This window comes from Bacillus bruguierae (assembly GCF_037104725.1).
Lineage (GTDB): Bacteria > Bacillota > Bacilli > Bacillales > Bacillaceae_G > Bacillus_A > Bacillus_A bruguierae.
In genome coordinates, this window is sequence record NZ_JBAWSX010000013.1 from 38209 (window position 1) to 63139 (window position 24931).

The 24931-nt window shown below is 35.3% G+C and carries 23 protein-coding genes and 1 pseudogene; 15 read left to right on the top strand and 9 right to left on the bottom strand.

Going from position 1 to position 24931, the window contains the following annotated elements; all coding sequences use genetic code 11:
• The first annotated feature begins 28 nt into the window (after positions 1-28).
• The 3 genes from WAZ07_RS19050 (at position 29) to WAZ07_RS19060 (ending at position 3877) form a co-directional block, all read left to right on the top strand.
• Entirely contained in the window at positions 29-589 is a 561-nt protein-coding gene (locus WAZ07_RS19050) for a class I SAM-dependent methyltransferase (protein WP_336473688.1), read from the top strand.
• 523 nt (positions 590-1112) lie between these two features.
• On the top strand, positions 1113-1490 hold the full coding sequence (locus WAZ07_RS19055) for an ArsR/SmtB family transcription factor (RefSeq protein WP_020061255.1): 378 nt from the start codon (positions 1113-1115) through the stop codon (positions 1488-1490).
• 23 nt (positions 1491-1513) lie between these two features.
• Entirely contained in the window at positions 1514-3877 is a 2364-nt protein-coding gene (locus WAZ07_RS19060; protein ID WP_336473689.1) for a heavy metal translocating P-type ATPase, read from the top strand.
• A gap of 26 nt (positions 3878-3903) precedes the next feature.
• Here WAZ07_RS19060 and WAZ07_RS19065 read toward each other — a convergent pair whose 3' ends face one another.
• Entirely contained in the window at positions 3904-5367 is a 1464-nt protein-coding gene (locus WAZ07_RS19065) for a nicotinate phosphoribosyltransferase (protein WP_336473690.1), read from the bottom strand.
• 195 nt (positions 5368-5562) lie between these two features.
• Between WAZ07_RS19065 and WAZ07_RS19070 the strand changes: the two genes are divergently transcribed.
• From WAZ07_RS19070 to WAZ07_RS19080, 3 genes are all read left to right on the top strand, one after another.
• Positions 5563-6834 (top strand): helix-turn-helix transcriptional regulator, encoded by a 1272-nt coding sequence (locus WAZ07_RS19070; protein WP_336473691.1) that lies wholly within the window; start codon positions 5563-5565, stop codon positions 6832-6834.
• A 2-nt stretch (positions 6835-6836) separates the two neighbouring features.
• Entirely contained in the window at positions 6837-6965 is a 129-nt protein-coding gene (locus WAZ07_RS19075; RefSeq protein WP_336473692.1) for an NprX family peptide pheromone, read from the top strand.
• Positions 6966-7317: 352 nt separating this feature from the next.
• Positions 7318-8979, top strand: coding sequence for a M4 family metallopeptidase (locus WAZ07_RS19080; RefSeq protein ID WP_336473756.1), 1662 nt, complete (start codon positions 7318-7320; stop codon positions 8977-8979).
• Between the two features lie 47 nt (positions 8980-9026).
• Here the strand turns inward: WAZ07_RS19080 and WAZ07_RS19085 are convergent, their stop codons facing one another.
• Positions 9027-9575, bottom strand: a complete 549-nt coding sequence (locus WAZ07_RS19085) for a TVP38/TMEM64 family protein (protein WP_336473693.1) — start codon at positions 9573-9575, stop codon at positions 9027-9029.
• Positions 9576-9883: 308 nt separating this feature from the next.
• Here WAZ07_RS19085 and WAZ07_RS19090 point away from each other — a divergent pair, with 308 nt between their 5' ends.
• Together WAZ07_RS19090 and WAZ07_RS19095 are read left to right on the top strand one after the other, a co-directional pair.
• The gene (locus WAZ07_RS19090) at positions 9884-10390 is read left to right on the top strand and encodes an RNase A-like domain-containing lipoprotein (protein ID WP_336473694.1); all 507 of its coding nucleotides are present in this window, start codon (positions 9884-9886) and stop codon (positions 10388-10390) included.
• Positions 10391-10406: 16 nt separating this feature from the next.
• Positions 10407-10679, top strand: coding sequence for a hypothetical protein (locus WAZ07_RS19095; RefSeq protein WP_336473695.1), 273 nt, complete (start codon positions 10407-10409; stop codon positions 10677-10679).
• A 1-nt stretch (position 10680) separates the two neighbouring features.
• Here the strand turns inward: WAZ07_RS19095 and WAZ07_RS19100 are convergent, their stop codons facing one another.
• From WAZ07_RS19100 to WAZ07_RS19115, 4 genes and pseudogenes are all read right to left on the bottom strand, one after another.
• The gene (locus tag WAZ07_RS19100; protein ID WP_336473696.1) at positions 10681-11937 is read right to left on the bottom strand and encodes a VanW family protein; all 1257 of its coding nucleotides are present in this window, start codon (positions 11935-11937) and stop codon (positions 10681-10683) included.
• A gap of 371 nt (positions 11938-12308) precedes the next feature.
• Positions 12309-13325, bottom strand: coding sequence for an LCP family glycopolymer transferase (locus tag WAZ07_RS19105; protein WP_090917567.1), 1017 nt, complete (start codon positions 13323-13325; stop codon positions 12309-12311).
• Positions 13326-13591: 266 nt separating this feature from the next.
• Entirely contained in the window at positions 13592-13741 is a 150-nt protein-coding gene (locus tag WAZ07_RS19110; RefSeq protein ID WP_413788921.1) for a nucleoside transporter C-terminal domain-containing protein, read from the bottom strand.
• Between the two features lie 41 nt (positions 13742-13782).
• Positions 13783-14130, bottom strand: a pseudogene (locus WAZ07_RS19115) (Na+ dependent nucleoside transporter N-terminal domain-containing protein); the annotation flags it as partial.
• Positions 14131-14212: 82 nt separating this feature from the next.
• Here WAZ07_RS19115 and gloA2 point away from each other — a divergent pair.
• The gene (gene gloA2 / locus WAZ07_RS19120) at positions 14213-14599 is read left to right on the top strand and encodes an SMU1112c/YaeR family gloxylase I-like metalloprotein (protein WP_336473697.1); all 387 of its coding nucleotides are present in this window, start codon (positions 14213-14215) and stop codon (positions 14597-14599) included.
• A 113-nt stretch (positions 14600-14712) separates the two neighbouring features.
• Positions 14713-16023, top strand: a complete 1311-nt coding sequence (locus WAZ07_RS19125; protein ID WP_336473698.1) for a hemolysin family protein — start codon at positions 14713-14715, stop codon at positions 16021-16023.
• Between the two features lie 24 nt (positions 16024-16047).
• Here WAZ07_RS19125 and WAZ07_RS19130 read toward each other — a convergent pair whose 3' ends face one another.
• Positions 16048-17670: a lactate permease LctP family transporter gene (locus WAZ07_RS19130; protein WP_336473699.1), complete on the bottom strand. Its 1623-nt coding sequence runs from the start codon at positions 17668-17670 to the stop codon at positions 16048-16050.
• Positions 17671-18243: 573 nt separating this feature from the next.
• Here WAZ07_RS19130 and WAZ07_RS19135 point away from each other — a divergent pair.
• Together WAZ07_RS19135 and WAZ07_RS19140 are read left to right on the top strand one after the other, a co-directional pair.
• Positions 18244-18531, top strand: coding sequence for an ArsR/SmtB family transcription factor (locus tag WAZ07_RS19135; protein WP_090917559.1), 288 nt, complete (start codon positions 18244-18246; stop codon positions 18529-18531).
• Between the two features lie 256 nt (positions 18532-18787).
• Positions 18788-18967 carry an acid-soluble spore protein H gene (locus tag WAZ07_RS19140; RefSeq protein WP_336473700.1) on the top strand — a complete coding sequence of 60 codons (180 nt, stop codon included), beginning with the start codon at positions 18788-18790 and terminating at the stop codon, positions 18965-18967.
• Between the two features lie 32 nt (positions 18968-18999).
• On the opposite strand, the gene WAZ07_RS19145 is transcribed toward WAZ07_RS19140, so the two are convergent.
• Positions 19000-20391, bottom strand: coding sequence for a peptide MFS transporter (locus WAZ07_RS19145; RefSeq protein WP_336473701.1), 1392 nt, complete (start codon positions 20389-20391; stop codon positions 19000-19002).
• A gap of 454 nt (positions 20392-20845) precedes the next feature.
• Positions 20846-21811 (bottom strand): ABC transporter substrate-binding protein, encoded by a 966-nt coding sequence (locus WAZ07_RS19150; RefSeq protein WP_336473702.1) that lies wholly within the window; start codon positions 21809-21811, stop codon positions 20846-20848.
• Between the two features lie 174 nt (positions 21812-21985).
• Here WAZ07_RS19150 and WAZ07_RS19155 point away from each other — a divergent pair, with 174 nt between their 5' ends.
• From WAZ07_RS19155 to WAZ07_RS19165, 3 genes are all read left to right on the top strand, one after another.
• Complete coding sequence (locus WAZ07_RS19155; RefSeq protein ID WP_336473703.1) at positions 21986-22990, top strand: FecCD family ABC transporter permease; 1005 nt, start codon at positions 21986-21988, stop codon at positions 22988-22990.
• The gene (locus WAZ07_RS19160) at positions 22987-24045 is read left to right on the top strand and encodes a FecCD family ABC transporter permease (RefSeq protein WP_336473704.1); all 1059 of its coding nucleotides are present in this window, start codon (positions 22987-22989) and stop codon (positions 24043-24045) included. The genes WAZ07_RS19155 and WAZ07_RS19160 overlap by 4 nt, the downstream gene beginning before the upstream one ends.
• 64 nt (positions 24046-24109) lie before the next feature.
• The gene (locus WAZ07_RS19165; RefSeq protein WP_090917547.1) at positions 24110-24922 is read left to right on the top strand and encodes an ABC transporter ATP-binding protein; all 813 of its coding nucleotides are present in this window, start codon (positions 24110-24112) and stop codon (positions 24920-24922) included.
• The last annotated feature ends 9 nt before the right edge of the window (positions 24923-24931 follow it).

Below are 24931 nucleotides of genomic sequence, written 5' to 3' on the forward strand. Positions count from 1 at the left end.
TGTCGAAATATGGAAAAGAGGGATAATAATGGTTGTGGAAGAGGGAGTAAAAGTTGTAGTTGGTGCAGAAGGATATAATAACAATCCAGGGTGGTTACATACACAAGAAAATGAACTAAATTTATTAAAAAGAGAAGATTGGGTGAAAAAATTTGCTCCAAACTCTATAGCAGCAATCTTAGCAGAGCATGTGTGGGAGCATTTAACATATGAAGAAGGAAGAGAAGCAGCAAAAATTTGTTATGAATTTTTACAGCCGGGTGGTCATCTTCGCTGTGCCGTACCAGATGCATTTTTCCCAGATGAAGATTATCAAGCAGGCGTACAAGTCGGCGGACCAGGTCCATTAGATCATCCGGCAGCGAGTCATAAAATTGTTCATAATTATAAAACGATGACTTCGATGTTTGAAGAGGCTGGTTTTGAAGTGAAATTACTGGAGCATTGTGATGAAAACGGAGCGTTTCATTATAATGACTGGAATGAAAAAGACGGCCTTATTTATCGCTCAAAACGTTTCGATCATCGCAATCAAGATGGACAACTTGGTTTTGTTTCGTTGATTGTCGATGCGGTTAAACGTAAATAAAAGGAAAAACGCATAGTTTTTCTTTTGGATAGAAAATCAACATATAAAATAAAGAAGGAGCTGATTCAAAAGAGAGATAGATGCCTTTTGAGTCAGCTCCTTCTTACATGTCATTAATATATCGACCGTTCTTTAATATATATCGGCGATTCGACATAATATAAAGATCCTTTGGCAATGTTCGACATACCGAATGCGCAAAAGTCCACTTTAGGTTTCGTTTATCCCGCATTAACGGGCAGTAAGACCCCCACCTCAAGATTCAGAGAGAAACGAGGAAGATAGGTGGGGGATAACTGCTCGTAAAAGCCCGATTGGTTCAACTAACCATCAGTGGGAGATGAAAAAAACTCTCCACTGATGGAAGTTTCACTTTATTTTTCATAATGCTTTCTCCGTTTTTTACATAATGTTCAAAAAATAAAAGCGGAAATGATTGACACATATGAACAATCACTCATATAATAAAAATATAAAATATATGAACAATTACTCATATGTTCAAGTGAAGAGGTGAGCTATTGTGACGGAACAAAAAGTAGAAACAAATGAAGAAACGTGTTTACAAAATGTCATTCATCAAGAAGTTGTAGAAAAAGTACAACAAACGATTCCACAGGATGATAGCTTAAGTCAAGTAGCAGAGTTATTTAAAGTATTAGGAGATCGTACGCGCACACGTATTTTACACGCCTTATTTGAGGCAGAAATGTGCGTATGTGATTTAGCATATTTACTCGGAATGACGCAGTCGTCTATTTCCCACCAACTACGTGTATTAAAGCAAGCAAAGCTTGTTAAAAATCGTAAAGAGGGAAAAGTAGTGTACTATTCACTTGCAGATCACCACGTTATTCATATTTTCGAGCAAGCATTTGAGCACGTAAACGAGGAAAAATAGAAGCAGCACAAGGAGGGAGAAAAATGGGGGAAGCATTGGTAAAACGGAAACTTGTGTTAGACGGATTAGACTGCGCAAACTGTGCGATGAAAATTGAAAAAGGTGTAGGAGAATTAGAGGATGTATCATCGTGTTCTGTTAACTTCGTCACGAAAACGATGACGGTAGAAACAGCGAAACAAAACGAAGAACATGTTGTCAAGGAAGTAACGCAACTTGTAAATAAATTAGAACCGCATATTCATGTGAAAGAAGAACAAAAAACGAGAGCGGCAAAAGAAACATTTATACTAGAAGGTTTGGATTGTGCAAACTGCGCGATGAAAATTGAAACAAAAGTAGGCGAAATGCCTGCAGTTACATCGGCATCTGTTGATTTTGTTTCTAAAAAATTAAGAGTAGAAATCGCAAATAAACAAGAGTTAGAGACAACTGTTGCACATATAAAAGAAGTCGTGCAGAAATTAGAACCCGAAGTGAACGTAGTGCGTGAGAAAGAGCAAACAGAACATCATCATAGTCATGATCACGGAGAAGCGAATACGAAAAAAATGATTTGGCGGTTATCGATTGGGGCGATTTTAACTGCTATTGCTGCACTAGCTTCATTACCGCAAATGATCACAATTCCACTTTTCGTGATTGCTTATATGATTATAGGCGGCGATATAGTTTTACGTGCTGTAAAGAATATTGTACGCGGGCAAGTGTTTGATGAAAATTTCTTAATGGCGATTGCGACACTTGGTGCTTTTGGGACTCAAAACTATTCAGAAGCTGTTGCGGTAATGCTCTTTTATCAAGTAGGTGAACTGTTCCAAAGCATTGCGGTAAATCGTTCCCGTAAGTCGATTAGTTCATTAATGGATATTCGACCTGATTATGCAAACTTAAAGCTAGGAAATGAAACGAAACAAGTGTCGCCAGAAGATGTACAAATTGGTGATTTCATTATCGTTAAACCGGGTGAAAAAGTACCATTAGACGGTAAAGTAATCGAAGGAACATCAATGGTAGATACATCGGCGCTAACAGGAGAATCTGTACCTCGTGAAGTAGAGGTCGGCAGTGATGTATTGAGCGGTTTTGTTAATCAAAATGGTGTATTAACAATTGAAGTAACGAAAGAGTACGGTGAATCTACTGTTTCAAAAATTTTAGATTTAGTGCAAAATGCAAGTAGTCGTAAAGCACCGACAGAAAACTTTATTACGAAGTTTGCTCGTTATTATACACCAGCTGTCGTCGTTACAGCTGCAGTATTAGCTTTTGTTCCACCGCTTATTATAGAGGGGGCAACGTTCTCAGATTGGATTTATAGAGCGCTCGTCTTTCTTGTTATCTCTTGTCCTTGTGCATTGGTTGTTTCGATTCCACTTGGGTTCTTCGGAGGTATTGGCGCAGCATCTAAGAGCGGAATTTTAGTAAAGGGCAGTAACTATTTAGAAGCATTAAATGATGTAAAACATATCGTATTTGATAAAACAGGTACGTTAACAAAAGGTGTCTTTAAAGTAACAGATATGCAGCCAAGCGAATTTGTGACGAAAGAAGAATTGTTACAGTATGCAGCATTTGCAGAGGTATATTCGAATCATCCAATCGCGCAGTCCATTCGAGCTGCATATGGAAAAGTAATCAATGAGCATATAATTGAAGAGTATAATGAAATTTCTGGTCACGGCACAGTTGTGAAAGTGAACGGAAAAGAGATCTTTGCTGGAAACGCAAAGTTAATGAGAAAAGAAAATATTCCATTCCAACAACCGCAAACTGTTGGAACACTTGTACACGTAGCTGTAGATGGTATGTATGCTGGATACATTGTCATTTCTGATGAAATCAAAGAGGATGCTAAGCAAGCAATTCAATCGTTAAAACAACTTGGTGTAAAAAGAACCGTTATGTTAACCGGCGATGCAAAATCAGTCGGAGAAGCAGTTGGGAAACAACTGGGGATTGACGAAGTCCATGCAGAACTGTTGCCGCAGCAAAAAGTAGAAGAAATTGAGAAAATTGATGCGACGAAACATCCGAAAGAAAAAATTGCGTTTGTTGGAGACGGTATTAACGATACACCTGTATTAGCAAGAGCGGATATTGGGATTGCGATGGGTGGTTTAGGATCAGATGCAGCAATTGAAGCAGCCGACATTGTCATTATGACAGATGAACCTTCGAAAATAGGAGCGGCTATTCAAATTGCGAAACGCACGCGTAGTATCGTATGGCAAAACATCATCTTCGCCTTAGGGATAAAAGGAGTTGTTCTTTTATTAGGGGCATTCGGCATTGCAACGATGTGGGAAGCAGTTTTTTCAGATGTTGGGGTAACTTTGCTGGCTGTGTTAAATGCGATGCGTGTATTACGGGTAAAAGAATTGTAAAAGGAGAGAAGCGAAGGCTTCTCTCCTTATTTTTTCATAGAATTTGCAATTTGCTCTCTCACTGTTTGAATATAATTCATTTTATGATCCCAGCACGCTTGGCTTAAATCGACAGGATACTCTTCTGGATTAAGCGTCCGTTTATACTCTTCCCATAAGCATGATAAGCTGCTTTGTGCATGGCGCTGAATATGAAGGATGTCAGGTAATTCGTATGTGAGCTGCCCGTTCACAAATATATCATGATGCAGCTCTTTGGCTTCAAAGTTCGTGACAAATTTACTAATATACGTATGAACAGGGTGGAACATTTTTAAACGCTCTTCTTGCTGCGGTTCTTCTGTTTCTAATGCAATATAATCGCCTTCTGCATGCTGATTGATACGATTGATAATACGATAGATACGCTTTAATCCTGGTGTTGTAATTTTTTCAGGATTGGACGAAATTTTAATTGTGTCGTTTAGTGTACCGTTTTCATCTTCGATACAAACTAATTTATAAACAGCGCCTAATGCTGGCTGTTCAAACGATGTGATTAGTTTTGTTCCAACACCCCATACGTCAATTTTGGCTCCTTGCGATTTTAAATGTAAAATCGTGTATTCATCCAAGTCGCTCGAAGCAATAATTTTTGTATTGGTAAATCCAGCTGCATCTAACATTTTACGCGCTTCTTTAGATAAGTACGCCATATCTCCGCTATCAAGGCGGATGCCATAAAAGTTAATGTGATCACCAAATTCTTTTGCGACGCGGATCGCATTTGGTACACCAGATTTTAATGTGTCGTATGTATCAACGAGAAAAACGCATTTTTCATGTGTTTCCGCATATTTTTTGAAGGCTACATACTCATCGCGATACGCTTGTACAAATGAATGAGCATGTGTACCAGCAACAGGAATACCAAATCGTTTTCCAGCTCGAACATTACTTGTTGAAGAAAAACCGCCGATGAATGCTGCTCTTGTTCCCCAAAGTGCTGCATCAAATTCATGAGCACGGCGTGTTCCGAATTCAAGAAGTTCATCATCACCAGCTGCATGCTTCATCCGTGCAGCTTTTGTAGCAATTAATGTTTGGTAGTTCACAATATTTAAAAGTGCGGTTTCAATAATTTGTGCTTCTCCAAGTGGTGCTTCTATACGCAAAAGGGGTTCGTTATGAAAGACAACCTCGCCTTCCTGCATACTGCGAATGGAGCCAGTAAACTTCATATTTTGTAAGTAATGTAAAAAATCTTCTTCAAATTGCAGCTCTTTGAGATAAGCAATATCACTTTCTGTAAACCGAAAGTTCTCCACATACTCTATAATCTTTTCGAGCCCTGCAAAAATAGCATAACCATTTTCAAAAGGCAGCTTACGAAAGTATAAATCGAATACTGCCCGGCGATTATGAATATTATCCTTCCAATATGTATAGGCCATATTCATTTGATATAAGTCTGTGTGTAAGGCGTAGCTATCGTCTTTATAATGTCCCATAACATAAACACCTCCATATTTTGGTTATAGTATACCTCTTTTTTGAAGTTTTTTGCTAAAAACTATACATATCATAAATGTTATAAATTAAAAATAAAAAATCCTTCGGAATATTTTTATTTATCAATTTATATTTTGGTAAAATTTATGTATTATTAAAGTACTAGGGGATAACTTAGAATGGAGGAGGGGACTATGCAACAAAATCTAGAAAAAATGGGTAAGCAAATTTTTTACAAACGACTCCAACAAAAAATGACACAAGAAGAACTTTGTCAAGGCATTTGTTCCGTCTCATATTTAAGTAAAATTGAAAATGGAAAAATTGAGGCCTCAGAAGAAATATTGCAGTTATTATGTACGAGATTAGAGATTGCAGTTTCGGATTTAAGAGATATTGAAGCTGAGGTGAAAGAAAAGTTAGAGGAGTGGTTAAAAGCACTAGTTCACTTAGATAAATATAAAGTTGAAGAGTTATATAAAGAACTAGAAGTAGAGATGCAACAAATTGTTGATTTTGAGATTGTAAATTATTATAAGTTGTTATATACACGATATTTAATTATGAAGAGAAATATACCAGCCCTTAAAGAGGAGTTGGAGAAACTAAAAAAGGTTTATAAAAAATATTCTCCATTTCAGCAGCTGCTATATCAGTATAGTCAGGCTTTATGCTATTGCCTACAGCATAAATGGCAAGAGGGATTACGGTTTCTAATTCAAACAGAGTTAATGGCAAAAGAACAAAATTATTATGAGACTGGAATTTATTATAATTTAGCGGTTGCATATACTCATTTGGAAATTCCATATATGGCACTTCATTTTGCTAATATTGCCATGGAAGGATTTCGAAATGAATATAAATTTCGAAATGTGATTAATTGTCAAGTCATTGTTGGGTTGAGCTATATTGAAAGAAGACAGTATGATGAAGCGTTAAAAATTTATGAGAGTATACTACGAGAAGTAGACGCTTTTTCTGATAAGGATGTATTGCTGGCAATGGTATTAAGTAATATTGGCAATGTACATTATAAAATGAAAAAGTATGAAGAAGCCAAAAAATATTATGTAGAAAGTTTACAATATCAAAGAGATGAAGATGTGAACTACGTCGAGACGTTGTATGAGATGGCCCTTCAATGTATCCACCTTGAACAATTAGAAGAAGCAAAAGAGTGGATTGAGAAGGGGATTATTTCTGCTAAGAGAGATGAAAGATGTAATACGAAGTTGTATTTACTCCTTATGCTTCGTTATAAGTATTTTACAGAGCCAAGTGTATATAAAGTATTTTTAGAAACAGAAGCAATACCTTTTTTTAAAAATGCAGGAAATATACAAGAATTAAAGAAAGTATATATAGAACTCGCTGAATATTTCACGAATTCTTTGCAATTTACAGAAAGCAATCATTATTATAAGTTAGCAATTGAAGCGCTCGAAACGATACGGGAGGGATAAGGATGAAAAAAGTAGTAATAGGTATGGTTTTAACAATGGTGGCATTAGTTGTAATGGCTGATACGCAATATGCTTATAAACCAGATGTTTTTGGACAAGCTACTAATACAGTTGAAACAATAAATATGTAAGGTGACCATTGGGAATGAGACTGACTCGAAATGTCGTTAAAAAACGGCCTTTTGAGTCAGTTTTTTTATTCCTGTTTTTAAATTGTTCGTCAAAATTCTACAAAACTTGAGAAATAAAAATATTTAAATATTAAGATTGCAGCTCGTTTATCATATTGGAATCAAGTTAATGTGAGTATAGAATAACAGCAAAACCCTCTGTCCTGATAAACAGGAGGGCTAAATAATTGTTCGTCAAAATTCTACAAAACTTGAGAAAAAAATTTTTTTAATTTTCAGTATTTTAATAGTGAAAACTTAATGCTACTATAAATCTACTCTTTAAAAAATTTTTGTTAGGGGGAAAAGAATGATGAAGAAAAAGAGTTTAGCGTTTGTGTTAGCAGCGGGAATGGCAGTGACAACGTTCGGGGGGACAAGCTCTGCGTTTGCAGATTCAAAGAACGTACTTTCTACAAAGAAATACAATGAGACTGTCCAGTCTCCAGAGTTTGTAGCAGGTGATTTAACAGGTACGTCTGGGAAAAAAGCAGAATCTGTTGTATTTGATTATTTAAACGCTGCGAAAAAAGATTATAAACTAGGCGAAAAAAGTGCAGAAGAATCTTTTAAAGTGCAACAAGTTGTAAAAGATCCTGTAGGAGAAGCAACAGTTGTACGCTTACAGCAAGTGTATGAAGGTGTACCAGTGTGGGGTTCTACTCAAGTAGCTCATATTGGGAAAGATGGTGTATTAAAAGTTGTATCAGGAACTGTTGCGCCTGATTTAGATAAGAAAGAGAAGCTAAAAAATAAAAATAAAATTGACGGAAAACAAGCAATTGCAGCTGCACAAAAAGATTTGGGGCTGAATCCAAAATATGAAGCAGAGCCGTCAGCGGACTTATTTGTATATCAAAATGGCGAGGAAACAACATATGCATATGTTGTGAAGTTGAACTTCTTAGATCCAGAGCCAGGAAACTATTATTATTTCGTTGAAGCTGATAGTGGTAAAGTACTGAATAAATACAATACAATTCATAGTGCTAATGCTACGAATAAGACACCGATTAAACTTGTAACAGGAACAAATAAAGTTGGAACAGGTAAAGGAGTATTAGGAGATACAAAATCTATTAATACAACATTATCTGGATCTAGCTATTATTTACAAGATAATACACGCGGTGCGGCAATTTACACTTATGATGGAAAAAATCGCACTACTCTTCCAGGAACATTATGGGCAGATGTGGATAATATCTTTAATGCTAGCCGTGATGCAGCGGCAGTGGATGCACATTATTATGCAGGTGTAACATATGACTATTACAAAAACACGTTTAATCGCAACTCTTATAACGATGCTGGTGCACCGTTAAAATCAACAGTTCATTATAAGAGCGGTTATAATAATGCTTTCTGGAATGGTTCACAAATGGTGTATGGTGATGGAGATGGATATACATTTGTTCCATTATCTGGTGGGTTAGATGTTGTTGGGCATGAATTAACACATGCCGTTACAGAATATAGTTCAAACCTTGTTTATCAAGATGAGTCTGGTGCATTAAATGAAGCAGTCTCTGATATTTTTGGAACATTAATAGAATACGCTGATAACCGTAACCCAGATTGGGAAATTGGTGAAGATATTTATACGCCTGGTACAGCTGGGGATGCGCTTCGCTCTATGAGTGATCCAACAAAATATGGTGACCCAGATCATTATTCTAAACGCTATACAGGAACGGACGATAACGGCGGCGTGCATACAAACAGTAGTATTATTAATAAAGCTGCTTACTTATTGGCAAATGGTGGTACACATTATGGTGTAACGGTAAATGGTATTGGCAAAGATAAAGTAGGTGCAATCTACTATCGTGCAAATACACAATATTTCACTGAATCTACAACATTTAGTCAAGCTCGTGCTGGATTGGTACAAGCAGCAGCTGATTTATACGGTGCAAATTCTGCAGAAGTGGCAGCTGTGAAGCAGTCTTATGATGCAGTTGGTGTGAACTAGGTTCCACTCCCCTTTATATAATGAAAAAGGAGCATATGCTCCTTTTTTCATTTTTTCTTCCATGTTTTCCACAAATAAAATAAGCCCGCGCAACCAGCAATTGTTATAATCCATTTTGCTTCACTTGTTCCGTTTATAACTTGGTAAGTAGAATACACTTCAATAAGTAGAGCCGGTATTTTCCCAAGAGTACTAGCGATGCTAAAAGTCAGAATGGACATCGTTCCGAGGGCTGCAAATAGTGTTACGATTCCAGACGGAATAAATGGTATGAGGCGAAACGATAAAACGAGAAAGAATGCTTCTTTTCCTTGTACATAAAGAAGTTTCCTTACTTTTGGGTATTTATCTATATTTTTTTGAGCAATGTTTTGAAAGCCAAGCCGGTATAAATAAAATGAGATAATAGCTCCTAATACTTCTCCAGCAATTGAGATGAGTGTTCCTGTTGTTATCCCAAATAATGAAATGTTAATAGCAGTCAAAAAAACACTAGGAATAATAGCTGCTAGGCTAATAAGAATATTGAATAAGATGCTAAGCGGAATTGCCATTGTTTGATGCTCTATAAGAAAAGAATGAATCGTTTCTGCCATATAAATTAGTTTTCCTTTGCTTTTTTTATATACAAGTTAAAAAACTGACATAAAACCCCCTTTCTTTTTGGAGAAGACAAGAGCATCTGGCCGGGCATAGAAGCGACTTATATGCTGAAAAATTAAAATTGATTTATATAGCATTACATCATAGTTTTTATATTAGGACAATAGAATTGTGGGAAATCATAGATTTATTTGAAGAAAAAGTCATATTTTTATAGAAAGAATTACTAGGAAATAACAATAGGTACGATAAAATTGACTTTTTCTAAAGATAATACAATAATCATGAAAGAGGTGATACGATGAAAAGATTAGGGAATGTTATGATAAGCATCATGCTTATGATGATACTTGTATTAAGCGGATGTTCAAGTCAGACTAAGCCGAAAGAAAATAATGCAGCATCAGTTGTAAACGTTAGTGATAAGATTTTAGATGAAATGGAAGGACCGCCCAAAAATGGTCATACGCTAGAACGTCACGTTGGCAAAACAGATGAGCAGTTGAAAGAACGATTACGTACAGATAATGTATCTGCCGCAAGTACATATTATGATAAAGAAACAGCAACAAAGGCGGTAAAGGATAGCTTAAAGCAGCATGAAAAAGAAATTGAAAAATGGTTGAAAGAATCGAAGGAAAATCGTCTTGTATTGAATACGAAGCATAACTTTGCAGTTGGAAAAACGGTATTAAAAAAGGATATGCGCGTAAAAGATGGACTTCGTAATACAGTAACTGTGTTGCAAAGAGATAAAGGGAGTCAGCTTGGTTTTAAAATTATTACTTCTTATCCTTCTGAGAAATAAGAAAGGCGGGGAATTTATGTATTCAACATTTCAATATTTTCTTAGAGCGTATTGTACATTAAGTATATATGAAGAAGAAATGACTAATCTTATGCAACAATTTAAAGAACAGGAAGAACAAGAAACGCAGGAAAAATTATTACAAGAATTTGCTCAAATACACAAAAAAGAAGATTGGGAGAAAGTAAGGCAAGAAGCTGAACGATATGGAAATCGTATGTGGACAATAGAAGAAGCAAAAGCGCATATCGGTACTTTTGTTTCTATATTACAAAACAAAAAGGCGTGAATCATCCCGCCTTTTTGTATGTGCTTTTTGAAATCTGACCGCTCGAGAGCACTTGCCCATTTTGTGTTACTTTTTTATATGTTACAGCCACAATATTTTTGTCAGTTTCACTTATAACTTTCGAAGAAACCTCTACATTTTTTCCTGTATTTGTACCGAAAATACGAGCAGTTACACTACTGCCACTCGTGAATGCTTGAATATAAATATATTTACCAGTATTATTTTTAAATTTCAAGTCAGGACCGTAGTCAGCAACTGCTGCATCTTGACCAAGAGGTAAGTAATGGACTGGTAAAGAATGATTACTTCGAGCTACAACTCCTAAATCAGCGCGTAATACGGCGCCATATAATGTACTGCTTAATTGGCAAACACCACCCCCAGCACTTTGTTCTACTTTTCCGTTTACATATATACCTGCTGATTTATAGCCATGTGCTGCATCTGTTATGCCAACACGACCATTAAAACTAAATGTCTCATCGGGTGCAACAAATACTCCCGTTAATGTATCGGCAGCGCGTTCTACATTAAAAGTTTGACTTGAGTTTCGTCCAGCCAGTGGGGTAGAGTATTCAGCGATTACTTCTTGAATCCCCATATTTTTTACATCTTCTGTTGAGCGCTCGGGTTTCAAGGCTGTAATTGGAACTTGGATATCTTGTTTATTTGTCGTAATGGCTTCTGTTGTGAGGGATTTTAACTTCTCTTTATCAACTTTTTCACCATCTTTACTTTCGCTAATATTAATTGTTGTTCCAGAAATAGATAAGTCGGCATTAATAGGTTCTACTAAGGAATCATTATATTTTTCCTTAATAAATGCATCATATTTTGCTGCGTTTATAGAAGGCTCTAACTTATAGTCGCGTTTTAATTCACCTGTTTCAGCTTGTTTTCTCATTTTATAACGACTAGAAATATTGCCCTTTTGTTCTTTAAAAATTTTATCTGCAACATCTGTACCGTTATATTCAACCCCTAATTCTTGCCAAGTATATGTATGTTTGTCATCCTGTAAGGCATAATTCACAGATTTTTTATTTAACTCATCAATTTTTTGTTGAATTATTTTTTGAACGTCTGCTTTCTTTTTCCTATCTATGGAAATACCTTCAAATGTTGTGTGGGGTAAAACGTAGGTATCTAACTGCTGATTTAATTTGGACACATATTGATAAGCGCTAACACCACCACCACAAAGAATGATTCCACCAGCAATCGCAGAACCAATAATCAAATTGCGTAATTTCATTTATTTCCCTCCGAAAAGAAAATTTTTTAGATTATTAATATGTATATTTCTAATGTATAAATGATAAAAGCAGTGATTCTTATACACTAGTATACTATTAATTTTATTACATGTGTAATATTTTGATAAAAAACGTTACATTTTTGTAATATAATTACCTATAACTAGAAAGTTTATGCAGCAGAGTAAAGTGAAAATTCCACTAGTGGGAGTTTTCTTTCTAATCTGTCTTCTTTGCTTCGTGATGTGAAGGTTTTATTGCCTATGAATAGTGAGAGAAGTTTTCTTTGAATTGTCTCATGAAGTATAAGTTTTATAGGGGAAAGATAAGCACATAAAAAAACAGCTGTTGTATTACAACAGCTGTTTTTTTATAATTTCTTATGATCTAATTTACCTGTAACACCAAGATGGCCTTGTAGTTCCTTCGTAATATCTTGAACACTCTTTTCTTCAGGGACATAAAAGTATTTACCATCAATATATTTATCCTGGCCTTTTACTTGCAATTTATCAATCTTTAAGCGGGAGTCCATTGAGTTTTTTGTAATTGCCATCATATCGTCGAAAGTTAAGTTTGTTTTTATATCATGATCGACTGCATCAAGTAAGTCACCAAGTTTGTTAATTGAATTCACAGATAATGCTTTTTGAGCAATTGCTTCTAAAACAAGTTGTTGACGTTGACCGCGCATATAGTCGCTGTCAATATGACGCGTTCTTGCTAGTGCAAGAGCTTGTTCGCCGTTTAAGTGTTGGCGACCTTTTTCAAGGTGGATAGCACCTTGCTGGTCTTTACTGTCTTGTTCAGTAAAGGTAACTGGTACATCTACATCAATACCACCAAGAGAATCAACAATTTTTATAAAGGATTTAAAGTTAAATTTTACATAATAATCAACAGGAACATCTAGAAAACGTTCTACTGTATTAATTGTGCTATCAACGCCACCAAATACGTGTGCATGTGTAATCTTATCTTCTTTCTTTTCTGATGGAATATATACGCGAGAATCACGAGGAATGCTTAATAATTTCACGGATTTATCGTTTTTATTAATAGTTGCAAGTAACAATGCATCTGTACGAGTTGCAGTTCCGTATTCTTTTGTTCGTGTATCACTTTCATCAACACCCATAATTAGGATTGAAATATTATCAGTCATCGGTTTTACTGCTTTTTCGCGCTTGTCCGATTTATCGCCGCGTCCTAATTCTGAGTAAGCACCATTAGCAACAGCTTGTGCTTTATTATATATATGGAAGAAATAGCTGCCTCCTCCAATAATCAAGAGGAATAAAGGAATGAGAACAAACCATAGTATACGTTTTTTCTTAGAGCGTTTTTTTTGTAATGCTCTATTTAGCGCTTCTAAATCAGGTTTCATTAATATTTCTCCTTTAAACAATCAATTCATATATTTTCTTATAATTTTAAAAAAGACACACTTTCTATTGTACATAAATACAATTAGTTTTCATTAAAAATTTTTAAATGACATAAAAATGAAATATATGAAATATATGAAATATATTGTATTATAAAGATGTTTATATTGTATGAAAAGTTCTTGCACGAAAAACAGATGCCTTATAAAAAAGGCATCTGTTTAAGAATGATTGTATACAAAAAATAAAGGAAAAAAGATTTAATTTAAATCATAATACTAACAATAGTCGCAGATAGAATGCTTACTAATGTTGCTCCGTATAGGAGTTTCAAACCGAATCTAGCAACGACATTTCCTTGTTCTTCATGTAAATCTTTTACTACTCCTGAAATAATTCCAATTAGAATTCTAATTTACCAAGACCATTTATTTTACTAAGGAAAAAACCAATTCAGCGAATGATGAATGGTAAAATTTTAAAGTGTTGTAAGATACCAATTAAGACAGAGATAAATACAATTGGCAGTAAAACACTTAAAAAGAAAGACATTTCACCTTTGTTTAATAAGCCACCAAATACAAAGTTTACACCTACCGCGGCATACTTTAATAACTCATTAAATAAATTTGAAATTGCTGTAATGAGGATGAGGCCAACCTGTGTATTTAATAGTAGGAACGTTAAAATTAATTGTATAATAAGCATGATAATAATTGGTTTGAACTTAATGTGCTTTCTATTATTACTTGCTATAAAAGCAAGAAAAAAACGACAATGGGTCCGAGACCAAATGTGAAAAATTTCATAGTAACCCTCTTTATAGGTGACTTTGTATATAGGTTTTTCATTTCAATGGAGAATATACAAGAAAGGGAAAGAGAAGATGAATATTACTGCTGTTCACCATGTTGCCATTATTTGTTCCAATTATGAAGCATCAAAAAAATTCTATACAGAAGTACTTGGTTTTCAAATTTTACGTGAAGTATATCGAGAAGAGAGAGAATCATATAAGCTGGATTTGTGTGTTGGGAATACATATCAAATTGAATTATTTTCATTTCCTACCCCTCCGAAGCGCATAAGCTTTCCCGAAGCAACAGGATTAAGACATTTAGCATTTTCTGTTTCATCTATAGAAGAAGCTGTATCGCATTTACAGAAGCACGGTATACAAACTGGAAGCATTCGAATTGATGAGATAACTGGAAAACGTTTTGTATTTTTTCAAGATCCAGATGGTTTGCCCCTTGAATTATATGAGAAATAAAAATTTGTGAAATTTATACAGGTTTTCTTGTGAGGAAATGAGAGAAAATAAAGAAAGTTAAACTTATCATTGCGGGAGGTGTAACTTTAGCTGCCTACAGCTAAGGGAGATACTTGGAAATAGGGAATTTAATACTAGTTGCAGCTTTAATTACGTTGACGGGCTTTTTTGTTGCAATTGAATTTGCGATTGTGAAAGTACGCAGTAGCCGCATTGATCAACTTGTCGGAGAAAAAAAACGGGGAGCAATAGCGGCGAAAAAAGTAACTTCTAATTTAGATGAGTATTTGTCAGCGTGTCAGTTCGGGATTACCATTACAGCACTAGGACTGGGGTGGTTAGGTGAACCAACCGTAAAACATGTATTAGAGCCTGTATTGATTACACTTCAAATCTCTCCTCCAATTGCTAATACTGTATCTTTTATTATTGCATTTGCTGTTATTACTTTTTTACATGTTGTAGTTGGAGAATTGGCACCAAAAACATTTGCAATCCAAAAAGCAGAGCAAGTCAGTCTGATGTTTTCAAAGCCACTGATATATTTTTATCGCATTATGTATCCATTTATTTGGACATTAAATCATGCAGCTCGTTTTGTAACAAGTTTATTTGGATTAAAACCTGCTTCTGAACATGAAGTAGCGCATTCGGAGGAGGAACTTCGCCTCATTTTATCAGAGAGTTATGAAAGCGGAGAAATTAATCAAGCAGAGTTTAAATATGTAAATAATATTTTTGAATTTGACAATCGTCTTGCCAAAGAGATTATGGTGCCGCGAACAGAAATTGTTGGATTATATGCGGAAGATTTATTTGAAACCCATATTGAAATAATTCGGCAAGAAAAATATACAAGATATCCATTATTTGGGGAAGATAAAGATGAAGTGCTTGGAATGGTGAATGTGAAAGATTTCTTTATCCGTTACATGGATGGAGAAAAACAAGAAGCAAAATCAATTATGGCATATACAAGGCCGGTTATTGAAGTAATGGAAAACATTCCTATACATGATTTGCTGTTAAGTATGCAAAAAAAACGGATTCCACTGGCCATTTTATATGATGAATACGGTGGAACAGCAGGACTCGTTACGCTTGAAGATATTTTAGAAGAAATTGTGGGAGAAATACGTGATGAATATGATGAAGATGAACATCCGCCTATTCAACATATTAGTGACGATTGTAAAATCGTTGACGGAAAAGTGTTAGTCAGTGAAATTAATGATTTGTTTGGTTTACATTTGAATGAACAAGATGTAGATACAATTGGAGGATGGTTAATGATGCAAGGACAACCAATGGCAGAGGGGGATGTGACTGTTGTTGGGGAATGGACATTTACGATCCTTGAAAAAGATACTCATCAAATTAAGCGAGTAGAGATTAAAAAAATGGAAACGAAAGAAAAAGGCTGATGAACGAGTCATCAGCCTTTTAAATTAGAAAATATTAAACACTGCGTTAAGTTGAAGTAAGCTAATAATGAATAAGAAGATTAAGCTATATTTCATTGTCATTTTAAATAGCTCTGATTCTTTACCAACAATACCAACTGCCGCACAAGCTACAGCAACTGATTGTGGTGATACCATTTTTGCCATTGTACCGCCTACTACGTTTAAGGCAACGAGAGTAGAAGGGACGATATCTAATTGAGCGGCTGTAACAGCTTGAAGAGGTGCAAATAGAGAGCCGCTTGATACTACAGAACCAGTTAAGAATACGCCAATCCAACCTAAGATTGGAGAAAGAATAGGGAATGCATCACCAGTAGATGATAGAGCTAATCCAAGAGTTGAAGACATACCAGAATAGTTTGTTACATATGCTAATGCAATTACACTACAGATTGTAAAAATTGGTGTTTTTAACTCTTTTAATGTTTCAATAGTTAATTCTTTTATTAACTTACCGCTTACACGGAATACAAGTAAAGATACGATAATTGCAAGTACAATCGCAGTAGTTGTAGATGAGAATACATCTAACTTAAAGATTGCTGGAAACGGTGTATTTGCTTTAACGATTGGCGCTGTTTTCATCACGTGATTGTGCAGGCCAGGTACTTGAAGATTCCATACTAAGCTACTTAATGCACCATTTGGAAGGAATAAGGCTTTTACTGCTTTTAAATTAAAAATTGTTACAAATGCAGTTAAGAATACAAATGGTGACCAAGCGTATAAAATTTGTTTCATTGTATAACTATGTTTTTCTTGTTTATTTGCTTTTGCTTTTGTTGAAGATTTTGGTTGCCATACACGTAAGAATAATGCTAATGCGATCATGCTGACTACAGCTGCGAAAATATCAGTAAGTTCTGCACCAAGGAAATATGTTACAACGAATTGAGTAATAGCGAAAGAACCGCCGCTTACAATAATACCTTGCCAAGTTTCTTTAATTCCTTTGAAACCATCAACGATTGCAACAAGTAAGAATGGTAAGACGAAACTAATAAATGGTAAAATCCCAACTGCATGACGACCAACAGTTAATGCGTCAAGTTGTGTTAATTGAGCAGGTACTGTAATTGGAATACCCATTGCACCCATCGCGCCCCCGGCAATGTTAGCAACTAAACATATACCCGCTGCTTTTAATGGATCAAATCCCATACCTACAAGTAATGCTGCTGTAATAGCAACTGGTACACCAAAACCTGCTGCACCTTCTAAGAAAGCACCGAAAGAATAAGCAATCAATAATACTTGAAGACGAGGGTCGCTTGTAATGCTAGAAATGCTATCGCGAATAACGTTAAATTGTTCAGTTTTTACAGTTAGTTTGTAAAGAAAAATTGCTGCGATAACAATTGTACAAATTGGATAAAATCCAGCGGCTACACCGAAGGCAGCGGAGGATACGGCCATAGTTGCTGGCATTTTATAGAAAAATATAGAAAGAATGATAGCTAAAATAACACTATAAAATCCAGATACGTATCCTTTCATTTTAAAGATTGTTAAACATAATACGAAAAATAAAATTGGTATTGCGGCTACAAGTGCTGATAGCCAAATATTGTGTAATGGGTCATAAATTTGTGTCCATGTATTCATAATTGCGACATCTCCTATATATAATTTGTGAATAAATTCACAAAAAATGTGAAATATTTCACAATCAAATTACATTTTTAGTATAGTCCCCTTAATCACTATTGTCAACTTGGTAAAGCGTAATTATTACATAGAATCTGTAACTGTAAAAATTCCGCTACATTTCATGAAAAAATTAGGAGAAGTAAAGGGATTAATATACAGCAAAAAGTGTATACGGATAGGATATGTTATCTGTTGTTTATATATTCTTGTATAATTTTTAGCTCTCTACTATACATTTCAGAGATGTGCTTAATTAAACATAAGAATCATGAGGGGATACAAAAAATATAACAAAAATGTTGAGAAATTTATTTTTGAAAGCAATGAACAGCCTTGTAGATACTTTGCTTTTTCTCTAAGTCGTATAGTATAATATTCAAACATCAAAAGAGAGTTTTCTCTCTATATAAAGGAGGAATGTGGTTTTTATTATAGGAAGTTATTGGATATAGAATGGAATAACGAATAAGAAATATAAAAATAAAACATGTATAAATATAAAATAAGTAGAAAAAATGAGGGGAAAATATGTATCAAAATCAATTTGATTGTCGTATTTCAGAAGAAGATGTACAAATGTTACGAGCACTAGCTCATCCGCTTCGTCTTCGTCTTGTAATGGAACTAGTGCAGCGTGGAATTTGTAATGTAACACAGTTGCAGGAAGTATTAGAAATTCCACAATCTACAGTATCACAACATTTAACAAAATTAAAGCAGAATAAAGTTGTCCGTTTTGAAAGACGTGGTTTAGAAGTATATTATGAAGTGCACAATGAGAAAGTAAATAAAATTTTAAAAACATTATTTTCTTAAAATTGAAATATTATGCAAAAAATAGGTATGTACTTGTACATACCTATTTTTTTTATCCTGCATTAACGCGCAGTAAGACTTCTATCTCAAGATGGAGAGGGGAGCAAAGAAGACAGGTGGGGGATAACTGCTGGCATGCGCCCGTTATTCGCAGATAGTGAGACTTTATCTCCAGATTGTTGAGAAATAAAGAGAGAGGCGAGGATAAAATTCATTCAGACACGGCAATATAAAAAAGAATAAGGAGGGAACGATTATGGATATAAAGCGAGTAAAACAAATTTTATCATCATCAAGTAGAATTGACGTTACATATCACGGTGTGCCTGTTTGGATTGAAAGCTGTGATGAGACAAATGGGCTTGCGAATGTGCACGATATAAAAACACCACATGACACAGTACAAGTAGACATCACTGCATTAGAAGAGCATTAAAAAAAGCGGAGAAAATTCTCCGCTTTTTACATTTATTCCATCATATGTGCAATTTTCTTAGAGAACATAAGAAGTATTAAACCTAATACAATAACGATAATACCAATGCTTGAGAATACTTCTAAATAACCTAAAGATTGTGTGTAAGCTGCTAAGATACCAGCTAGCTTGTTTGCACATCCAGTACCAGCCATCCATACGCCCATTAATAAAGAAGCTAACTTTACAGGAGCGATTGCACTTACCATAGATAAACCGATTGGTGATAAGAATAGCTCACCAATTGTATGGAATACATATGTGATAACAATGAACAGTAAGTTCGCTTTTGCAGCAATATGAGCTTCATCACTACCTGTTTTTAAAACTGCTAATGTTAATACAAGGTAACCGATTCCTAATAGAATCATACCAAGTGCCATTTTTGTTGGGATTTTTAAATCGCCATTTTTTGTTTTAGAAAGTTTTACCCATAACGCAGAAACAACTGGTGCTAATAAAACGATAAACAATGGGTTAACAGATTGGAACCAAGAAGTTGGCATTTCCCATCCAAAAATAGTGCGATCAACGAATTTATCTGTATAAAGAGTTAAAGAACTACCTGCTTGTTCGAAGCCTGCCCAGAAGAAGACAACGAAGCAAGTTAAAATAATAATTGCCCAAGTACGGTTTTTCTCTTGTTTTGTTAAAGGTTTTTTCTCGATAACTTTTGCATTGCTATCTTTTGATTTTTTACCAACAACTGTTGTTCCGATATCACCAAGATAACGTTTAGCTAGTAAGTTAAAGAGAACTTGACCAATAATCATACCAATACAAGCAACTAAGAAGCCGTATTTGTATCCTTTTACCATAACGCCGTTAACAGTTGATGTAAAGAAATCTTCTGCCAAGAAACCACAAAGTAACGGTGCAATTAAAGCGCCTAAGTTAATACCCATGTAGAAGATTGTGAAAGCCGAGTCACGGCGTTTATCGTGTTCACCGTAAAGTGAACCTACAAGAGTTGAAATGTTTGGTTTGAAAAATCCATTACCGATAATTAATAATCCTAATCCTAAATAAAGTCCAGTTGATGTATTCATTGAGAAAAGAACAAAGTTACCAATTGCCATAATGATACCACCAATAGTAATTGCGTGGCGTTTTGTGATAAAGTGGTCAGTTAACCACCCACCAATAATTGGCGTGAAATATACGAGCATTGTAAATGTACCATAAAGTTGTACAGCGGCTGCTTTGTCAAACCCTAGCCCTCCGCTAATAACTGCAGTTGTTAAATAAAGAACTAAAAGACTGCGCATTCCATAGTAGCTAAATCTTTCCCACATTTCTGTAAAGAACAACAAATATAATCCCGGAGGATGTTTCTTTGGTGATTGTTGTTCTTCAGCTTTGTCTAACTTTAAAGCTGCATCCATTTTCATTCCTCCTAATCTTGTTCAACGGATATTTATGTAATCATTTTAATTTACAAAATATTTAGAAGTCAATAGAATTATATGGAAATAGAATAAAAAATTTTGTAAATTCTGTGAAAACTGTTTCCGTTATCATATTTTTCCCTTGAAAAATTTAAAATAAGCGTTTTCAAGTGTATTCTTTCTTGTCCGAAAAGAATGTAAAATAATCGCTAATCAGAAAATTTTAACTAAATAAATTTTTCTGATATACTGAACTGTTCTTTTGGATATTTTTTAAATATAACATATTTCGCATAAGAATACAAAATAAAAAACAACTCTTGTATGCTAGAGTTGTTTTTTACTAAGTAATAAATTAAGAGATGGAAACTACCGATTTATACCATTTCAATAAGATGTTTTATCCTTCCATCAGTAGGGATGAAGAGCTCCTACTGATGGAAGTTTCACTTTATTTTACAAAGCGTTTTTCAATGTCATCTAGCATCAAGTTCGCAGCCATTACACCGCCAGCTGTATTCCAAATGACATCGTCAACTTTGTATACTTTGCCATTTTTGGAAGCATTTAAGTTTTTGAATAGAGGATCGTTGATATATTCTTTTTCTAATTCAGAACCTTTCTTTTCATTACCTTTATCATATGTGAAGTAGAAGATAATATCGCCATCCATTGCCGAAATGCGCTCTTTAGATACATTACGTTCTGCAAAGTCATTTTTATTTTGATCACCAGGACGTTTGAAACCAAGTTCTTTTAAAATAACACCAGAGAATGTATCTCCGTGATAAATACGTACATCACCAGGCATAAAGCGCACCATAGAAATTTCTTGATTTACTTTATCTCCAAGTTTACCTTTTAAGTCTTTTATACGTTTGTCGTAATCAGCTAGTACCTTTTGACCTTCTTTTTCTTTATTTACTGTTTTTGCATAAAGTTTGAAGTTATCTTTCCATTCACCGCGTAGTGTTTCTGAGAAAACAGTAGGAGCAATACCTTTTAATTGCTCGTATATTTTTTCGTGACGCAGTTTGTTACCAATGATTAAGTCGGGTTTTAAAGAAGCGATTGCTTCTACATTGGGTTGAAGCTCGGTACCGACAGTTTTTACATTTTTCAGTTTGTCCTTCGTATGTGGATACCATGGGTTACCGGTAGGTGCTTCAGCAGCACCGACTGGTGTTACACCAAGGGTAAGTAAAGCTTCTGTTCCTTCATTTGTTAAAACAACGACACGCTTTGGATTAGCAGGAACTTCTGTTTTACCCATTGCATGTTCTACAGTAATCATTTCTTTCTTTTCTTCTTTTTTAGGCTCAGCTTTGTTATCTGATTTCCCACATGCCCCTAAAAGAAGGGTAAATGATAACACGAATACAAATAATGCAAATGATTTTTGCTTGATGAAATTCATTATGTAGCCCCCTAGATATTGAGAATGTTTTTCAATTAACAAGGTTGATATTAAGGTGTTACAAATAGATTGTCAATAGGTTCAATTGAAAATAATTATTACTATCATTGACGATGCGAATTAAGTTACAATACACTAACAACGTATCATTATGTATTAAAGGAGAAACGCTGCATGTTATTAAAAACAAATCAGGCAAAATGGGTTGGATTATTTGGTGGAATCATTGCAGTTATTGCTTGTATTTGGGGGAGTATTATTTTGGGATATACAAATACAAGTGGGAAATTAGCATTGGATGCTTTTTTCCATTTTAATGGTTCGAATGAACATATTATTATTCAAAACATACGTTTACCTCGTGCGCTTATTGCTGCTAGTGTCGGTGCTAGTTTAGCCATCGCTGGTTGCTTTATGCAAACTTTAACAAAAAATCCACTCGCTGCTCCGGATTTTATCGGATTAAACTCAGGTGCTGCCTTTTTCATTGTTGTAGCGATTGTTGTTTTTTCGATTTCATCTTTGTCAGCGTTTACGTGGATTGCCTTTTTAGGTGCAGCAGTTGCTGCCGCGCTTGTATTTGCTTCTAGTTCTTTAGGAAAAGAAGGGACAACTCCTCTTAAGTTAACATTGGCAGGGGTAGCGATAAGTGCTTTATTCTCTTCTTTAACACAGGGACTGCTTGTATTAAATGAAAAAGCATTAGAAGAAGTATTGTTTTGGCTTGCTGGTTCTGTACAAGGTAGAAAGTTAGAAGTATTACAATCTGTATTTCCATATTTATTAGTTGGCTGGATTGCTTCTCTCCTGATGGCAGGGAAAGTGAATACGCTCATGATGGGAGAAGATGTAGCAAAAGGGCTAGGACAACGAACAGTGATAATGAAGGCACTTGTACTGCTTATTATTGTTTTATTGTCAGGTGGATCTGTTGCTGTTGCAGGACCAATTGGATTTGTTGGAATTATTATCCCTCATTTTGCAAGAGCTCTTGTCGGTGTAGATCATCGTTGGAGAGTTCCGTATAGTGGATTGTTAGGTGCCATTTTGTTATTACTTGCAGATATTGCTGCGAGATATGTGATTATGCCACAAGAAGTACCAGTAGGGGTTATGACAGCATTTATTGGTGCACCATTCTTTATTTATATCGCACGTAAGAGAGGGCTTAGCAAATGAAGAAGTACATTCCGTTTCGTATAGGAAAAGACGGTCTCTCGTTTTTAATGTATAAACGAGCTTGTCTCGTCTTGTTAGGTTTATTAGTTGTTTTAATCGGATTATTTTTTGCAAGTGCGGGTATGGGAGAGATGAAAGTAGCTCCATATGATGTATGGCAAGCAATTATCGGAAACGGTGATGCAATGTCTAATATGGTTGTAAATAAGTTTCGTATGCCACGTATTCTAATTGCAATTCTCGTAGGAATAGCTCTTGCTGTAGCCGGATGTATTTTACAAGGGCTCGTTCGAAACCCGCTTGCTTCTCCTGACATTATTGGCATTACGGGCGGGGCAAGTGTAGCGGTTGTATTATTCCTAGCTATATTTAGTGATAAAAATAATGCATTAACAGTAAGTATCCATTATATGCCACTTGCGGCCTTTATTGGGGCAACCATCGTTGCATTTTTTGTATATTTATTTGCGTGGAGAAATGATGGATTATCGCCGACTGGTCTTGTTTTAATTGGTGTTGGGTTTTGGGCACTAACGAAAGCAGCGACAACATTATTCATGCTGCTAGCACCAATCTATCAAGCGAGCCAAGCCAATGTGTGGATTACCGGTACTGTTTACGGAGCTTCCTGGCAAAACGTAGGGGTGTTAGCACCTTGGGTTCTTATTTTAACAGTGGTTGCATTTATAGCTGCGAGACATTTAAATGCACAAGAACTTGGTGATGATATTGCTACTGGACTTGGTATTCGTCTAACGAAATCACGTCTTTTCCTCTTGCTCCTTAGTACAGCGTTAATTGGAGGAGCGGTTGCCTTTGCAGGTGGAATCGGATTTGTTGGTTTAATGGCACCACATATTTCAAGAAGGTTAGTAGGTTCTTTATATGGTGCGTTAATTCCAGTAGCAGCTGTTGTAGGTGCGATTTTAGTACTTGCTGCAGATTTAATTGGGCGCACAATCTTTGCTCCGCTTGAAGTGCCAGCAGGTGTATTTACATCAGCAATCGGTGCTCCATATTTTATTTATTTACTTTATAAAAGTCGAAATTCATAAAGGTAAAGAAAAAATATATAGATGATTTACTATCTATTAAAAAACGGAGTAAAGGAAGATAAACATGCAAAAAGCATTAGAAACAAAATCATTAACGTTGTCTTATGGTGAAACAATTATTATTGATGAATTAGATTTAGAAATTCCAAAAGGGAAAATTTCGATTTTTATCGGTTCAAATGGCTGTGGGAAGTCTACTTTATTACGTTCACTTGCACGTTTATTAAAACCAACATCTGGGGATATTTTATTAGGAGATCAAGTTATTCAAAATATGCAAACGAAGCAAATTGCTCGCCAGCTTGCAATTTTGCCACAAGGCCCGCAAGCGCCAGAAGGAGTAACTGTTCTTCAGCTTGTTAAACAAGGACGTTATCCATATCAAACATGGTTAAAGCAATGGTCAAAGCAAGATGAAGAAATGATATGGAAAGCATTAGCTGCAACGGGGATGACTGAATTTGCAGAACGAGATGTTCATGCCCTTTCTGGTGGACAACGTCAGCGTGCATGGATTGCAATGACACTTGCTCAGGATACAGATATCATTTTATTAGACGAGCCAACAACATATTTAGATATGACACATCAAATTGAAGTGCTTGATTTATTATTTGAGTTAAATGAGAATGAGCAACGGACAATCATAATGGTGCTGCATGATTTAAATTTAGCTTGTCGTTATGCAGATCATATTGTAGCAATTCGTGATAAACAAATTTATGCACAAGGCAAACCAGAAGATATTATTAATGATAAGCTTGTACGTGATGTTTTTCGCATGAATTGTGAAATTATAACAGACCCGTTATTCGGTACACCGCTTTGTATCCCGCAAGGAAAGGGAAGACGTATACTTCCGCAAGCGGTTAATTAAAAGGGAAAA

Excerpts from the sequence above, each read along its gene's own strand:
- WAZ07_RS19050 (WP_336473688.1), top strand. The coding sequence starts at position 29 with ATGGTTGTGGAAGAGGGAGTAAAAGTTGTAGTTGGTGCAGAAGGATAT.
- WAZ07_RS19060 (WP_336473689.1), top strand. The coding sequence starts at position 1,514 with ATGGGGGAAGCATTGGTAAAACGGAAACTTGTGTTAGACGGATTAGAC.
- WAZ07_RS19065 (WP_336473690.1), bottom strand. The coding sequence starts at position 5,367 with ATGGGACATTATAAAGACGATAGCTACGCCTTACACACAGACTTATAT.
- WAZ07_RS19070 (WP_336473691.1), top strand. The coding sequence starts at position 5,563 with ATGCAACAAAATCTAGAAAAAATGGGTAAGCAAATTTTTTACAAACGA.
- WAZ07_RS19075 (WP_336473692.1), top strand. The coding sequence starts at position 6,837 with ATGAAAAAAGTAGTAATAGGTATGGTTTTAACAATGGTGGCATTAGTT.
- WAZ07_RS19080 (WP_336473756.1), top strand. The coding sequence starts at position 7,318 with ATGAAGAAAAAGAGTTTAGCGTTTGTGTTAGCAGCGGGAATGGCAGTG.
- WAZ07_RS19085 (WP_336473693.1), bottom strand. The coding sequence starts at position 9,575 with ATGGCAGAAACGATTCATTCTTTTCTTATAGAGCATCAAACAATGGCA.
- WAZ07_RS19090 (WP_336473694.1), top strand. The coding sequence starts at position 9,884 with ATGAAAAGATTAGGGAATGTTATGATAAGCATCATGCTTATGATGATA.
- WAZ07_RS19095 (WP_336473695.1), top strand. The coding sequence starts at position 10,407 with ATGTATTCAACATTTCAATATTTTCTTAGAGCGTATTGTACATTAAGT.
- WAZ07_RS19100 (WP_336473696.1), bottom strand. The coding sequence starts at position 11,937 with ATGAAATTACGCAATTTGATTATTGGTTCTGCGATTGCTGGTGGAATC.
- WAZ07_RS19105 (WP_090917567.1), bottom strand. The coding sequence starts at position 13,325 with ATGAAACCTGATTTAGAAGCGCTAAATAGAGCATTACAAAAAAAACGC.
- gloA2 (WP_336473697.1), top strand. The coding sequence starts at position 14,213 with ATGAATATTACTGCTGTTCACCATGTTGCCATTATTTGTTCCAATTAT.
- WAZ07_RS19130 (WP_336473699.1), bottom strand. The coding sequence starts at position 17,670 with ATGAATACATGGACACAAATTTATGACCCATTACACAATATTTGGCTA.
- WAZ07_RS19135 (WP_090917559.1), top strand. The coding sequence starts at position 18,244 with ATGTATCAAAATCAATTTGATTGTCGTATTTCAGAAGAAGATGTACAA.
- WAZ07_RS19140 (WP_336473700.1), top strand. The coding sequence starts at position 18,788 with ATGGATATAAAGCGAGTAAAACAAATTTTATCATCATCAAGTAGAATT.
- WAZ07_RS19145 (WP_336473701.1), bottom strand. The coding sequence starts at position 20,391 with ATGGATGCAGCTTTAAAGTTAGACAAAGCTGAAGAACAACAATCACCA.
- WAZ07_RS19150 (WP_336473702.1), bottom strand. The coding sequence starts at position 21,811 with ATGAATTTCATCAAGCAAAAATCATTTGCATTATTTGTATTCGTGTTA.
- WAZ07_RS19155 (WP_336473703.1), top strand. The coding sequence starts at position 21,986 with ATGTTATTAAAAACAAATCAGGCAAAATGGGTTGGATTATTTGGTGGA.
- WAZ07_RS19160 (WP_336473704.1), top strand. The coding sequence starts at position 22,987 with ATGAAGAAGTACATTCCGTTTCGTATAGGAAAAGACGGTCTCTCGTTT.
- WAZ07_RS19165 (WP_090917547.1), top strand. The coding sequence starts at position 24,110 with ATGCAAAAAGCATTAGAAACAAAATCATTAACGTTGTCTTATGGTGAA.